This is a genomic window from Enterobacter sp. DVT3837, assembly GCF_056238685.1.
On the sequence record NZ_JBWDLA010000001.1, the window covers coordinates 2,963,251 to 2,976,319 of the forward strand.

A 13,069-nucleotide genomic window follows, 5' to 3' on the forward strand; every position below is an offset into this window, starting at 1 on the left:
AATCCATCATTAAATTTCACAATTACAATAATTTCGTAACCTTTAAACAATATTTAAAAGTTGTTACCGTGCCCCCGCAGCTTTTTTCACCTGCAATTTCCACGCATCAAGCACTTTTACACTAAGGCATAAATTATGAAAAAAATGACTGCCATGCTCTTTTCTCTGGCCGTGGGGCTTAACACCGTCTCAATGGCGGCGAAAGCTGACGCACCAAAAGAGCAGGAAACGGACGTCCTTTTAATTGGTGGCGGTATCATGAGCGCCACGCTGGGAACCTATCTGCAGGAACTGCAGCCAGACTGGTCAATGACCATGGTCGAACGCCTCGATGGCGTGGCGCAGGAGAGCTCGAACGGCTGGAACAACGCCGGTACGGGACATTCGGCACTCATGGAACTGAACTATACGCCGCAGAAAAAGGACGGTTCCATTAGTATCGAGAAGGCGGTAGAGATCAACGAAGCATTCCAGATTTCACGCCAGTTTTGGTCACACCAGGTCAACAGCGGTGTGATGCATGACCCGCACTCCTTCATTAACACCGTGCCGCATATGAGCTTTGTGTGGGGCGAGCAGAACGTCAACTTCCTGCGCGCGCGTTACGCGGCTCTGCAGCAGAGCACGCTGTTCCGCGGTATGAAATACTCTGAAGACCACGCTCAGATCAAAGAGTGGGCCCCGCTGGTTATGGAAGGTCGTGACCCGAACCAGAAAGTGGCGGCAACCCGTACTGAAATTGGTACTGACGTTAACTACGGTGAAATAACCCGTCAGCTGGTGACGTCTCTGAAGAAAAAAGAGAACTTCAATCTGCAGCTCAGCACCGAAGTGCGTGGCTTTAAGCGCAACGCGGACAACAGCTGGAGCGTGACCGTTGCTGACCTGAAAAACAACGAAGCCGAGCACGTCATCAAGGCGAAGTTTGTCTTTATTGGAGCAGGTGGCGCGGCGCTGAAACTGCTGCAGGAATCCGGTATTCCGGAAGCTGACGATTATGCCGGTTTCCCGGTCGGCGGCCAGTTCCTGGTGTCCGAAAACCCTGAAGTGGTGAATCGCCATCTGGCTAAAGTGTACGGTCAGGCTTCTGTTGGTGCGCCGCCAATGTCTGTGCCGCACATCGACACCCGTATGCTTGACGGCAAACGCGTGGTGCTGTTTGGGCCGTTCGCGACCTTCTCAACTAAGTTCCTGAAAAACGGCTCTCTGTGGGATCTGCTCAGTGCAACCACCACCTCTAACGTTAAGCCAATGATGGATGTGGGACTGGATAACTTCGACCTGGTGAAATACCTGATTAGCCAGGTGATGCTCTCTGACGACGATCGTTTCGAAGCGCTGAAAGAGTACTACCCGGAGGCGAAGAAAGAAGACTGGCGTCTGTGGCAGGCGGGTCAGCGTGTGCAGATCATCAAGCGCGACCCGAAAGAGGGTGGTGTGCTGCGCCTGGGTACCGAAGTGGTGAGCGATAAGGATGGCACAATTGCTGCGCTGTTGGGGGCGTCACCTGGTGCATCTACTGCTGCGCCAATCATGCTGCACCTGATGGAAAAAGTGTTTAAAGATAAAGTGTCCAGCCCGGAATGGCAGGCTAAGCTGAAAACTATTATTCCATCCTACGGTACAAAGCTGAACGGTAACGTGGAGGCAACGGAGCAGGAGCTGGAATACACCAGCCGTGTACTGCAACTGCAATACGTCAAGCCGCAGGCTGCTGATGCTGCGCCAAAAGCGGAGCTTAAACCTCAGGCAGAAAACAAACCGGTTGCGGATATCGCGCTGTAAATAAAAAAGCCGGGTATTGATTACCCGGCTTTTTTTCAACGTACTACCGCTTGTCCGACATTCTCATCTGCCTTCCAGACGCGATACTTCACTTCCACGTTTTCCGGCGTGTAGACCACGATCGGCAGCTTGCTGTTGTAGCGCAGCAGACTGTTGTCACCCAGATACGCCGTCACAAATTTCTTCTCTTTCTTGCCATCCGGGCAGGCCATCATGGTAGAGACCGGAGAGGTGACTTTATCGAAGACGTAATAGTCATAACCCCAGCCTTCCAGGGTTTTACTTTCCAGTTGACCGCCCAGACGGTGCTGGTTGCAATCCACTTCCAGCGTTTTGCCAATTAACAGCTCCACTTTGAAATTTGCTTCATCCTGCTGAGCCGGTAACTGAATCACCTGACGCTTCATCCCTTTGTCCGCTTTCGGATATGGGGCAACTTTTTCCAGCGGCTGCTCTTTTGGGGTTTCGCTGGCAAAAGCGCTGGTGCTGACGCACGCGGCGGCGATCAGAGCGATGGCAAACTTAGGTGCGTTTTTCATTGTCATTCCTTTATGTCAAAACGATCCTGAACAGATTAGCATAGCGCTCATGAATGATTGGTTTTATTTACTTACATTTTCAATATTCTCAGTGTTATAAACTTAATTTTGGCGTTTTTAATGGTTGTTTGTACTGGTGTGGAGTCTGACGATAGTTCGTGTTATTTTAAACACCTTATAATGTTATTCATCTGTAAAGGGAAGTGAGATGGTTCGTGCAAAACTTAAAACACCTGAAGGCCGTAAGTTCCTCCTGGCGCTACTGGTTGTGTTTATGATTGCTGCCGCATGCGTTGGGCGGGCAACCATTGTTGGCGTTATCGAACAATACAACATCCCCCTCTCAGCATGGACGACCAGCATGTATGTCCTGCAATCAGCAATGATCTTTGTCTACAGCCTGGTGTTCACCGTGCTGCTGGCTATCCCGCTGGGTATTTTCTTCCTGGGTGGACGCGAAAAGCACTAAGCCTTCATGAGCCAGCCTGCGGGTTGGCTTTTTTATAGCCCCATTATTCCTCCTCAGGTTTTTTAATCCGCCATATCCTATTCTGTAAACATTCAGGCAACTGTTTTTAAAGCAGGAGTCGCGCATGCTTTCCAGATTTCCAGTACTCAGCCAGATCCCAAAAGGTGTCTGGGTTGTGGGAGGCGTCAGTATGCTGATGGACATCTCTTCAGAGAGTATTCACAGCCTGCTCCCTCTTTTTATGATGACCACGCTCGGGACCAGCGTGTTATTCATCGGTCTGATTGAAGGGCTGGCGGAGGCAACCGCTCTCTTTATTAAGGTCTTTTCGGGAGCGATAAGCGACTATCTTGGTCAGCGCAAAGGTCTGGCACTGTTGGGATATGGCCTGGGCGCGCTAAGCAAACCCCTTTTCGCTTTGGCCTCTTCCTCAGGTATGGTTTTAGGTGCACGTCTGATGGACCGAACGGGGAAGGGGATCCGGGGAGCACCACGAGACGCACTGGTTGCAGACGTCACACCGCCGGAAATGCGCGGTGCGGCATATGGGCTGCGTCAGTCGATGGATACCACTGGGGCCTTTCTCGGACCATTACTGGCGGTGAGTTTGATGTTGTTGCTGGATAATGATTTCCGTACCGTTTTCTGGATAGCGCTCATCCCCGGCCTGCTTTCAGTTGCACTGCTTTATTTTGGTCTGCAGGAACCGAAAACCCCTGTCGAGCACAAACGCACTAACCCCATCAAAAGAGCGAATCTGAAGCGTCTGGGGAAAGCGTGCTGGTGGGTGATTGGCCTTGGCGCGGTGTTTACTCTGGCCCGTTTCAGCGAGGCATTTCTTGTGCTTCGTGCGCAACAGTCGGGTGTTCCCCTGGCGTTTATTCCGCTGGTGATGGTGGTAATGAACGTTCTCTATTCACTCTCGGCCTATCCCTTTGGCAAGCTTTCTGATGGCATGAGCCACACTCGACTCCTGCAGTGGGGGTTAATGGTATTGATTGGCGCAGATGTCGTTCTGGCGCTGAGTAGCCACTGGATCGGTATTATTGTCGGTGTCGCACTGTGGGGCGTTCATATGGGAATGACTCAGGGGGTGCTGGCGGCCATGGTTGCTAAAACCGCTCCGGCCGATCTGCGAGGTACGGCTTTTGGTATTTTTAGCCTGGTCAGTGGCGTGGGATTGCTAATCGCCAGCGTGAGCGCCGGAGCGATCTGGGAAATGTTTGGCGCACAATACACGTTTTATGCCGGAGCGGTAATTTGTCTTGTTACGCTGGCGTATCTGCATAAAACACCGGGTGAGGCGCAATAAAAAAACCAGCCATCAGGCTGGTTTTCAATGTATTTTTGGTCGGCACGAGAGGATTTGAACCTCCGACCCCCGACACCCCATGTCACTGCGGTAAAGCCGCTGCAACCCTTGTAAATACTGGTGCTACGGCATGTTTGACTGTATATGCAAACAGTGCATTTTTTGCAAAATCCGCACTATATACATCAATGAGTTACGGGTAGGTTTTTCCCCATACATCACCCGGCTTTAAAGACAATTTCAGCATGAGGAACTTCTACCCATTCAACATGGTTCTGGGTATAAATTTTTGTCGATTTTGCATCACTATGGGCCATCCTTGCCTGCGGATCGATACCTTGTCTTTCGAAAATATGAGCCGCCAGCGCTCTAATCTCGTGGAAAGTTGGCCTTTCTTTGATAGGTAATTCTGCCGCTACACCTATCCGGTCCCGCAGCTCTGAAAATGCCCTGCTCAAATAATCAGGGGCCACCTGTGTTGGGTGGTTAACTTCCTTGCTTATCGGATTGCTTCTCTTTTCCAGAAGCCGGTGAACAACATAAGGACTGGCCACATTGTCTCTGCTGTTGTCGATGATATCTTTCAGGGCCCTGCCGATCGGAATAGCGACGTGTGAAGCCTCTTTGTGCTGCACTTTTTGCCGATGAATGTAAAGCGTTCCGAATATGCCAGCCTCCTCCTGATCGAACCATACACAGCCGCAAACCCCTTCTTGAGGTTCCTTGATCGAGTACCGGATCCGGGAAACTTCCAGGCGCGCTTGCGTAGTTTGTATGGCAAGGTCCATTGCAGTCTTCAGCCAAGGTTCAGCAGCTGCATGTATGGCCAGGAACTGTTCCAAAGTAAGTCGCCGGCGGACCTTTTTATCGACACGCCGCATTTTTTTCCGTGTTGCAGGGTTATCCATCATTAGCGATTCATCAACAGCATAAGAGAATAGCTTTTTCAGGAAGCTAACTTTTCGGTTCTGAACATTGGCCGACGATTCAGAATGGTAATTTCGTATGTAGGCATTTACGTGCTCAAGCTCAATATCGCATGCGGGTATGTTATTAAAAAATTCTTTAACCCTGATGGCATCATTATTCCAATCGTCAAGTGTGCTTTTAGACGGCTGCTCATCTTTGATTGCTCTCTCCATAATGCGATCAACATGTTCAGAAAACGGTTGGGCTTCACCATTCAGCCCTCCCGATTCCCGAATTAATGAATCTATCGATGGTGTATTTTCAGGGCGCATCCTCAGGTTATATTCTCGGGCGATGGCTATAGCCATTACTCGATCCGAACCGAGAGTTTTCTTTTTCCCAGTTATAAGCGTGAACTTATACACGCCACGATCTTTATCAAAAAAAAGATAATCAGGAAGGTGGCGGTATTCTTTTTTTCGTGGCCTTGCTGCCATGGTCAACCCTCAATTATTAACTGACGTACCGCCTGATTAACAATTGAGTCAACTCCCCATTTTTCGGTTTCATAGACAAAAACTGAACCATCTACAATCCTTCCCATGAGTAATCCGTTTTCGACCCAACGTTTAATTGTACGGTTGTCAGGAATGGAGTCTTTGGTAAATTCGCGCTTACTCCAGAGACTCGCTTTCATTAGCTTTGCCATGGTTTCCTTCTCCATAAAGCCCGGCTGCACCCGGGCTGAGTGGTTTACTCGTTGGTGCTGGTGGCAGGGATAAGTTTCTGCCAAATTGCTGACACATATTTTGCCTGATGGCGCGCATCAGCCAGGGCGTTGTGAACATCGCCAATGAAAGGCATGTCACGCTTCGGATCGAAACCAACACTGCGACCGAGGGTAACAATCGTGCGTACATCGTGATCGTTCCAAAATTCCCACGGGCAAATGCGTCCGGCGCGTTCGTAAGCTCCGCGCAGAATCACATTGTCAAACGTGGCCCCGTTACCCCAGACCTTCATGTATTTGAGATTATATGCATGCCGGTGAATGAAATGGCTAAGTTCCGACAGTGCATCAGTGATATGCATCGCATCATCAACGCAAATAGCTGAGCGCGCTTCAGGGCTTTGTTTTAGCCACCAAAGAATCGTTTCTCCATCCGGTACCGCCCCTTGATCCATTGCGCTTTCAAGCGAGACGGCCGTATAGAATTCTTGGCCAAGTTCACCTGTATGAGGGTTAAAAAAGACGGCACCAATTGAGACGATCGGCGCGTTTGGCTTTTTTCCCATTGATTCAAGGTCAATCATTAAGTCGTTCAACTGCTTTCTCCATTGCTAATTCTGCGATTAAAGCCGAGGGGACAACCACCGGCATTGGTACTCTGACGATCTGTGCTCGTACTCTATCGATTTCCCCCGCCAGCTCCAGCAGACGTGTTCTGCAATCTTCAGCCTCTGCACGCCACCATGCGACATCGGCTTTAAGTCGGCGAAGACGCCGCTGTGTGAGTTTACTGGGCATTAGGCCTCCGGCTTGGGTGCTGCGGCAAGCATTGCTTGGTACCGGGCATTAAGCGCTCGGTCTGTCCAACCTTTAACAAGGCAGAGTTCTGCAAGCATTTCTTCTGTCGGCGCGACCGGAACCATCACCCAACCATTCGGCACTACCGGCGCTGGTGGGACGGTGTAGAGCGTGGTTCCTTCTGGCAGAGCTTTATCAATCGTTGATGTATCGTTACCCGCTCGACTTGAGAGAACCTGCGACACAGGCTCCGCTTCGAGCGATGCCAGCACGCGCTTCGCCAGCCAGCACTTCTCCTCGTCACCGTATGGGTTGTCTGCTATCTCTTTGAGGCGGCCAGTGCTTATATCGCCGCCGTCAGCGCGGTACGGTTGTTTGCCAACGTCGCTCATTGGGCTGATTCCTCAAACAAAACTTCACCATCAACGCCGCCGACCTGATAAACCACTGAGCCATCTTCACGGTATTCCTTCGGCGCGGCACTCCATCCTTCTCCGTCCAGTTCGTCATCATCACCAACCAGAACGAAGCCACCCGCAACCACACGAGCCGGGTAAACCTCTCCCTCAGTCCACCAACCTTCAGTGTCTTTGGTGCATTTGAGAAGTAACAAATTGCTCATGCTCCACCGCCTTCGATTGGCTTAATACTGCTCAGAATCAGTCTGCGTGATGTCAACGGCGCTCCGCTGCGGCGGCCATCTTCTTTCCGGTAGGTTTCAGTGCGGCCAACACACCAGGTCGTTGGAGTCTCGCGCAACTGCACGGTTTTCTCGCCATCTTTGGTGATGATGGTTCCGGTATGGGTTTTTATTTTCTGGTTTATTGCCATTGTCGATTACCCCTTACGCTGCTTTATCATGAGCTCTAAAACTTCCTGGCAACTGGCGCATGTTTTGCAGCCAGGCATTGCAACCCGGCGCGCCTTAGGAATGTCCTCTTCGCATTCAGAACAGTGCTCTGCAGAGACTGCATTCTGATCAATACGGTGTTTTTGTATGGCCAGCTGCAGGCGGTGCTCTACCAGCTCGTTTGCCTGATCGATGATGTCTGAACTCATACGGCACGCTCCTGGCGAAGTAACGCATCGTGCAGCGCCATGGCACCCGCTTCACGGAGTGCAGCATCTTCATAACTGATGCCGTTCGAATCCATGATGCAGTCCCTATCGAGGCACTCCGAACAATCGTTGAGGGCAGATTTGATAGCGTGGGCACGCACTTCATCCAGTACAGCGTCGGTCACATTGCCTGAATGGTCTGGGTCGGTGAACTCGATAAGGACTTCATTTCCTCTCTGAAGAAGTTCTTCATCAGATGCATAGGGGAGTTCATCAGCAGTATTAAGGTGCCCATGATTATACCCAGCTGAATAAACCTGCCCGGCAGCCCATCGCACCGCCTGAACTTCCGCAGCTAGCGCAGCTACCTGCTTCTCAGCGTTTGACAGTTGAAGGAGGAGTTTTTCAACTAACGTCACACGCATCACTACCTTCTGGCAGTCGTTGCGTTTAGCTCTGGCGATTGTGCCGTGCAGAGTCGCGTATTTGTTGGTGGTCATTGGACGGACTCCTGACGAAGATGGTTAATTTCGGCGTCAAGGCTCATTCGCTGGTCCATCGATTCCGTCAAGGCGGCAAATGTAACGTCCAGGCGAGTGGCTACCTCACGCATCAGAGAGGCTTCTGCTGGTGGCAGTTTCCCCGCCGCAGCATGGGCTGCGGCTACCAGTTCTTTTATCTTCATGCGAGGCATGCGCGTGATTCCGTAAGCTCATTGAAACGGTTAATGAACAAGCCATATGCCTGGCCTGGGCGAAGAGGAACGATCTGGATAATGTCGCTGGCCGGAATACCTTCGAGGCAAGGCCAGAGTGAGCCGTCGTCGATATCCAGATCGCGGCGTTCCGTGGCAAGCATCACCAGATCGGCATATTTCACTACCGCTGACATATCAGAGGTTATGCTGAATTTGGTGCGGATCAGGTCATCAACCATCGTTTCGATGCGTTGATAATCCGGCAGAAGTGCTTTGAGAGGAGCAGGGATGTCCTGGCAATACGCTTCGGCCGCGTCATGCATCAGGGCTTCAAAGGCAAACTCTGGCGGCACAATTTGGCTGCACAGCACCGAGTGCTGGGCCACGCTGTAAAATTCTGGCAGATGACCAGTGAAGCGGCAGATGTGTGAAAGTGCGGTCGCGATATCCTCGATCTCCACATCGTCAGCGGTTGAATTGAGGTAATCGAATTTCTTTCCTGAAAGTGTCTGGATATAACTCATCGTCTTTTCTTCTCCATATTTGGCAGCTGCACCTGCGCCAGTTTTTGGTTGTACGAATCCCTCGCCATTGGCGATTAATAAAGGGAATTACGCTTCAATAAATCCCCGCGGCGCCGGGGATTTAATGCAGAGAAATTACGCTTTAAAGTTACCGATAAAGGTTTCAACCGGCTTGTCGGTGAACTTCTCGATCAGCAGGTCACGGAACTCGTTGGCGATAGCTTCTTCCTGGGCTTCCAGTTGAACGATGCGGAGTACAAACACTGGTTCCCCGCTTTTAAGCAGGCTGTTACGCAGGCTAAAGCGGCGTTCGCCCAGTCCTTCATATGGCACGCATTTGAACTCAAAGGCCACCGGCATGACGTCTTTACTGCTGGCTTCAACGCTCTGCATCAGGGACTTTTTGCCGCCAAAGTCTTCGTCTTCATGAGCAGCTTCCGAGACTTGTTTGATATTGACGCGACGAACGGCACCAGCTGCCTGCGCGATGGACAACACATTCCCGTCGGCATCAAATGCGGTCAGGAAGTCGGCCCAGTCCTCCAGCCATTCAGCAATTTCTTTCTGGCCCAGACGATTGCCGTTTACCTGAAGCAAGGCTCGGAATGGTGCTGTCTTTTTGAGGGTGATCGAGGCGACGTTATCAGCATGGCCAGGGTTAGCCAACGTACCGATGTTGAAGACAGAGCGTGCGGTCATGTTGTCAGCATCGATAAAGCAGCGCGCTGGTTCGGCTTCGTTGGCGTAGCCTGCTGCGTAACGCACAAAATCAGGAATACTGGTTGTGGTCATGGCGCCACGGAAGCGAAAACGCTCAAGTTCGAAACGCTCGAGGCTTTCAACGTTAACACCTTCAGGAAGCAGGGCAGTCGGGCATGCCGTAACTTTTGCTGCATCCAGGTGGTAACCGGAAAGAACCAGGTCTTTCACCTGCTGCAGGGCATTGCCGTCTAAAATCTGGGACATAAAATTTCCTTAATATGTGGTCAATCGGATGTCAGTGATTTGTCTGCTGCGGATCACTGTGCCGCTTTAAGCTTTCCGTCAACGCCGCCGTTGATCCCGAACAGCTGCCCCTGATCTTCCTGCAGGATGGTCAGCTTGCCGCCTTTGTTAACCCACATTGGTGTTTCGGTGGTGTCTTCTTCGGAGGCTTTACCGCGCGGGGTGGGGGTGACGTAGTTCAGCTTGTGCTTGATCTTGACGCGCTTCTCTTCGACGGAGTTACCCATACGCTCAATATCAAAGGTGAGGACTACTTTGCCTTTGGTACCGTTGTTCAGAACGCCAAGCGCGGTAGTGTTTAAAGCTGCCGCGATCTTGTTCATGAACACGCCGGCATCCAGTTCGCCCAGGAAATCGGGCACTACGGTCATGCGGTCATTACTCATGGTTTAACCCTCTGTGAGGCGGCTGCCACCGCCAGTGGAACTTCTCCATACACAACAGAAAAGGGCACCTGCGCTTCGGCTATGGGTAGGAGGTCCATTTCCATAGCGCCCGGGTGGATTGGGGAATGAGCCCGTCGCCCGGTGATGCCCTTGTCTCTTGTGTAAAAAAGGTGCCCACCGATGTGATGGGCAAAGACTACACACAGCAATGATGTTGTTGTGGCGGTGGTGCCTCCACCTGCCGGACCGGCCAGAACCGACGACGCTACACCTTAAGAAACGTATTCATTTCAAAGTTGAAATAAACTTATTGGCCTCGTCACGTGCGCAGAGCCGCATTACCACAACTGGAAGCGCACTCCGCCAGGTAACAAACCGATCCCCATCAGTGAAAAGAGGAATGCGCTTTCATGTTGTGTTGCGATTCATCAGCCCCGGTCCGTCGGCGCCACCTCGCCGGGGCTGATGTAAAGGGCAGTTACGCTGCCAGACGGCTTATTGGTCTGTGAGGTATTTCAAGTCCTGCATCGCGGGGTTTGCTCTCCGCCCCAGGTTCTCCCCGCTATTCTTTAGCGCGCAACCTGAGAAAACCGCCTTCAAGTCTTTCGGCTTTCGCCATGTTCAATAGTGCTGTGACGCCAGGTGCTTATCTTCTGGTTGCCTCAAAGGGCTGCAATTCATCACAACTGGAAGCGCACTCCGTGCGTTTACTTACCTGTCATCCACAACCGATAGTTGATGGAGTGCGCTTTCATGTTATGTGCCGGGATTCCACCGGCTCCCATCTGTTTTTTAAGCCACTCAGATATCGTCTGGGCTGTCACCTAATCGCCACGCTGGTGAAACGTCTCTGGCTGTCGTACACAACTGGCTTGCACATTCCGGCTACCCGCTGGATCTGGATATGTCTTGCAAGGAATCCCCGGACCGCTGCGGCACATGTGCCATATACCGTACCGCTAACTTACCGATGGTCTTAAACATCATCACCCCGGCGCATAATGAGTATCACCAATAGTAATTAAATGGTCAACACCTGTAGTGATAAAAATATCACGTATAGTGTTAACTTTATGATTAGTAAGATGAAAAAAGATGCAAAAAAAAGGAGCCGATTGGCTCCTTATTCGAAGATGGTTTCAGGCCATTGGGCCTTAACAACTTTGCCTATTATCCTGCAATTCTCATTACATTCAATGGCCTGATAGCGAGGGCTGGGGTTTAGAGGTTCTAGCCAGGGCTTCCCGTCTTCACGCACAAATTTTTTAAAAGTGACCTCTGAATCGTTGAATATACCAGCTACGCAAAAATCACCAGGCTCAACGTCCTGTTCTGGATCGATGAGTATGAGCATTCCCTCAGGAAAGCTTGGCTTTACTCCTGGAGGAGCAGTCATTGAATGGCCTGATACCTCAAGCCAAAAGGCAGAATCACTGGCTTTAACAGTGGTTGAAACCCATTCCTTCGCGTCGCGTTCTGTGTATGAATTAACTGGGCAAAATGAACCCGCTTGAACTTCGGTTAACAGCGGGTACTCATACACAGAGGATTGATTTCTTCCGTTAGCAATCGCCTCAAACATAGCTGATATCTCAGCTGCAAGGGATGGACTGAAATCATCGACTTTTACCCCGAGAATTTTAGCGAACTGTGCAGCATGAGTAGCGTTGATAGCGTTGGTGCCATTCAGTAACTGAGCGACACCACTTTGCCCCATACCCATTTGTTCAGCCAAAGTCTCCTGTGAGAGCCCCAGCGCTTTTTTCTTGGACTCAAAGATAGCTTTCAGCCTGTTGGCGTCGGCAATTTGTTCGGCGGTCAATGGTTTCTTTTTCATTCTCATAATTTATCACCGCACGGCATAATCACCAATCACCGCTAGTGTTGACTTATTTATCACTAACAGTGATACTTCTTATGTGCAAACCACGAGGAAAACCAATGAAGATTATTCCGCTCTCTGAATATGTTTTGGAAAACGGTCAGGCCAAAACAGCTGAGGCTCTTGGGGTATACCAAAGCGCCATCAGTAAAGCCCTCAAGCGTAATCGCCGGGTAAATATCCTGGTTAACGAAGACGGGAAAATTGAAGCCGAGGAAGTACGACCATTCCCTAACAAAAACAAACCTGCTGATCCTGACGTTGCAGTCACACCGTAACCCAGCATTCAGCATTACGTAACTACCAAAGGAAAAACAACATGGTAGAGCCAAGCCTGAAAGAAGTAGTGAAAGCGATGTGCAAAGCGTACCCCGGTGGCCGTGAGGCTATGGCTGGTGCTCTTGGCATGTCCGTAACGCAGTTCAACAACAACCTGTACGAGAAGAACGGCTGCCGCTTCTTCGAAGTGAACGAGCTGGAAGCGATGGAGGACATTTCAAACACGTCTCTCCTGGCTGATTACTTTGCACAGCGTCGCGGTGCTCTGCTGGTGGATGCTCCTCAGATGGAAGACCTGGACCGTGTCGATCTGTTTACCCGCGCTATGAGAACTGCAGCAGCACGTGGTCAGGTTGATCAGATTATCCAGAAAGCCCTGGAGGATGGAGTGATTGAGCCGCATGAAGCTGAAGAGATTCACGAACATCACCGCCGTCACTTGGCTGCGCGTGAGGAAGAAATCCGCGCGATTGTCGCGCTGTTTAGCCGTAAGAAAAGCCCAAAAAAGTGACGCCCGCGAGTGTGCAGCTCCGGGCGTCGTGGCGTGTCGTATTCAGTGGAGAAACTAACGCATGAACAGTTTAAACCGATTGAGACCAGCGAAGCAATTCAGATGCCTTCCGCTGGTGGGAAAAGACTCCCCGTTCGGCTATGTGGAGAGATTAAACGACCAGGCTGGCACGAACAACTACCAG

Annotated in this window: 19 protein-coding genes; 5 read left to right on the forward strand and 14 right to left on the reverse strand. The window is 50.9% G+C overall.

Annotation, left to right across the window (positions count from 1 at the left end; translation table 11 throughout):
- Positions 1–135 precede the first annotated feature (135 nt).
- Positions 136–1,785, forward strand: a complete 1,650-nt coding sequence (gene mqo, locus AC0XWG_RS14625) for a malate dehydrogenase (quinone) (protein WP_128347405.1) — start codon at positions 136–138, stop codon at positions 1,783–1,785.
- 35 nt (positions 1,786–1,820) lie between these two features.
- Here the strand turns inward: mqo and eco are convergent, their stop codons facing one another.
- A complete protein-coding gene (eco, locus tag AC0XWG_RS14630; protein WP_049006431.1) occupies positions 1,821–2,324 on the reverse strand; it encodes a serine protease inhibitor ecotin in 504 nt (167 codons plus the stop codon).
- A 208-nt stretch (positions 2,325–2,532) separates the two neighbouring features.
- Here eco and AC0XWG_RS14635 point away from each other — a divergent pair, with 208 nt between their 5' ends.
- Positions 2,533–2,793 carry a DUF2534 family protein gene (locus AC0XWG_RS14635; RefSeq protein ID WP_008500962.1) on the forward strand — a complete coding sequence of 87 codons (261 nt, stop codon included), beginning with the start codon at positions 2,533–2,535 and terminating at the stop codon, positions 2,791–2,793.
- 124 nt (positions 2,794–2,917) lie between these two features.
- Positions 2,918–4,105, forward strand: a complete 1,188-nt coding sequence (locus AC0XWG_RS14640) for an MFS transporter (RefSeq protein ID WP_128347406.1) — start codon at positions 2,918–2,920, stop codon at positions 4,103–4,105.
- A 218-nt stretch (positions 4,106–4,323) separates the two neighbouring features.
- On the opposite strand, the gene AC0XWG_RS14645 is transcribed toward AC0XWG_RS14640, so the two are convergent.
- The 13 genes from AC0XWG_RS14645 to AC0XWG_RS14705 all read right to left on the reverse strand — a co-directional run bounded on the left by AC0XWG_RS14645 (position 4,324) and on the right by AC0XWG_RS14705 (position 12,056).
- Complete coding sequence (locus tag AC0XWG_RS14645; RefSeq protein WP_475680737.1) at positions 4,324–5,511, reverse strand: phage integrase Arm DNA-binding domain-containing protein; 1,188 nt, start codon at positions 5,509–5,511, stop codon at positions 4,324–4,326.
- A 2-nt stretch (positions 5,512–5,513) separates the two neighbouring features.
- Complete coding sequence (locus AC0XWG_RS14650; RefSeq protein WP_001515618.1) at positions 5,514–5,723, reverse strand: hypothetical protein; 210 nt, start codon at positions 5,721–5,723, stop codon at positions 5,514–5,516.
- A 44-nt stretch (positions 5,724–5,767) separates the two neighbouring features.
- A complete protein-coding gene (locus tag AC0XWG_RS14655) occupies positions 5,768–6,340 on the reverse strand; it encodes a 3'-5' exonuclease (protein WP_061091842.1) in 573 nt (190 codons plus the stop codon).
- 201 nt (positions 6,341–6,541) lie between these two features.
- Positions 6,542–6,934, reverse strand: coding sequence for a hypothetical protein (locus tag AC0XWG_RS14660; protein WP_061091840.1), 393 nt, complete (start codon positions 6,932–6,934; stop codon positions 6,542–6,544).
- Entirely contained in the window at positions 6,931–7,164 is a 234-nt protein-coding gene (locus tag AC0XWG_RS14665; RefSeq protein WP_061091839.1) for a hypothetical protein, read from the reverse strand. The genes AC0XWG_RS14660 and AC0XWG_RS14665 overlap by 4 nt, the downstream gene beginning before the upstream one ends.
- A complete protein-coding gene (locus AC0XWG_RS14670) occupies positions 7,161–7,373 on the reverse strand; it encodes a hypothetical protein (RefSeq protein WP_061091838.1) in 213 nt (70 codons plus the stop codon). The genes AC0XWG_RS14665 and AC0XWG_RS14670 overlap by 4 nt, the downstream gene beginning before the upstream one ends.
- A 6-nt stretch (positions 7,374–7,379) precedes the next feature.
- Positions 7,380–7,601 (reverse strand): TraR/DksA family transcriptional regulator, encoded by a 222-nt coding sequence (locus AC0XWG_RS14675; RefSeq protein ID WP_061091837.1) that lies wholly within the window; start codon positions 7,599–7,601, stop codon positions 7,380–7,382.
- Complete coding sequence (locus AC0XWG_RS14680; protein WP_475680738.1) at positions 7,598–8,101, reverse strand: hypothetical protein; 504 nt, start codon at positions 8,099–8,101, stop codon at positions 7,598–7,600. Before AC0XWG_RS14680 ends, AC0XWG_RS14675 begins: the two co-directional genes overlap by 4 nt.
- Positions 8,098–8,295: a hypothetical protein gene (locus tag AC0XWG_RS14685; RefSeq protein WP_016247400.1), complete on the reverse strand. Its 198-nt coding sequence runs from the start codon at positions 8,293–8,295 to the stop codon at positions 8,098–8,100. Before AC0XWG_RS14685 ends, AC0XWG_RS14680 begins: the two co-directional genes overlap by 4 nt.
- The gene (locus AC0XWG_RS14690) at positions 8,283–8,822 is read right to left on the reverse strand and encodes a hypothetical protein (RefSeq protein ID WP_061091835.1); all 540 of its coding nucleotides are present in this window, start codon (positions 8,820–8,822) and stop codon (positions 8,283–8,285) included. Before AC0XWG_RS14690 ends, AC0XWG_RS14685 begins: the two co-directional genes overlap by 13 nt.
- 135 nt (positions 8,823–8,957) lie before the next feature.
- Entirely contained in the window at positions 8,958–9,788 is an 831-nt protein-coding gene (locus tag AC0XWG_RS14695) for a YfdQ family protein (RefSeq protein WP_181599446.1), read from the reverse strand.
- A gap of 53 nt (positions 9,789–9,841) precedes the next feature.
- Complete coding sequence (locus AC0XWG_RS14700) at positions 9,842–10,213, reverse strand: hypothetical protein (protein WP_016247397.1); 372 nt, start codon at positions 10,211–10,213, stop codon at positions 9,842–9,844.
- A gap of 1,123 nt (positions 10,214–11,336) precedes the next feature.
- Positions 11,337–12,056, reverse strand: coding sequence for a LexA family protein (locus tag AC0XWG_RS14705; protein ID WP_032624446.1), 720 nt, complete (start codon positions 12,054–12,056; stop codon positions 11,337–11,339).
- Positions 12,057–12,154: 98 nt separating this feature from the next.
- Between AC0XWG_RS14705 and AC0XWG_RS14710 the strand changes: the two genes are divergently transcribed.
- A complete protein-coding gene (locus AC0XWG_RS14710; protein WP_023305900.1) occupies positions 12,155–12,373 on the forward strand; it encodes a Cro/CI family transcriptional regulator in 219 nt (72 codons plus the stop codon).
- Between the two features lie 41 nt (positions 12,374–12,414).
- On the forward strand, positions 12,415–12,885 hold the full coding sequence (locus AC0XWG_RS14715) for a YmfL family putative regulatory protein (RefSeq protein WP_063928804.1): 471 nt from the start codon (positions 12,415–12,417) through the stop codon (positions 12,883–12,885).
- The last annotated feature ends 184 nt before the right edge of the window (positions 12,886–13,069 follow it).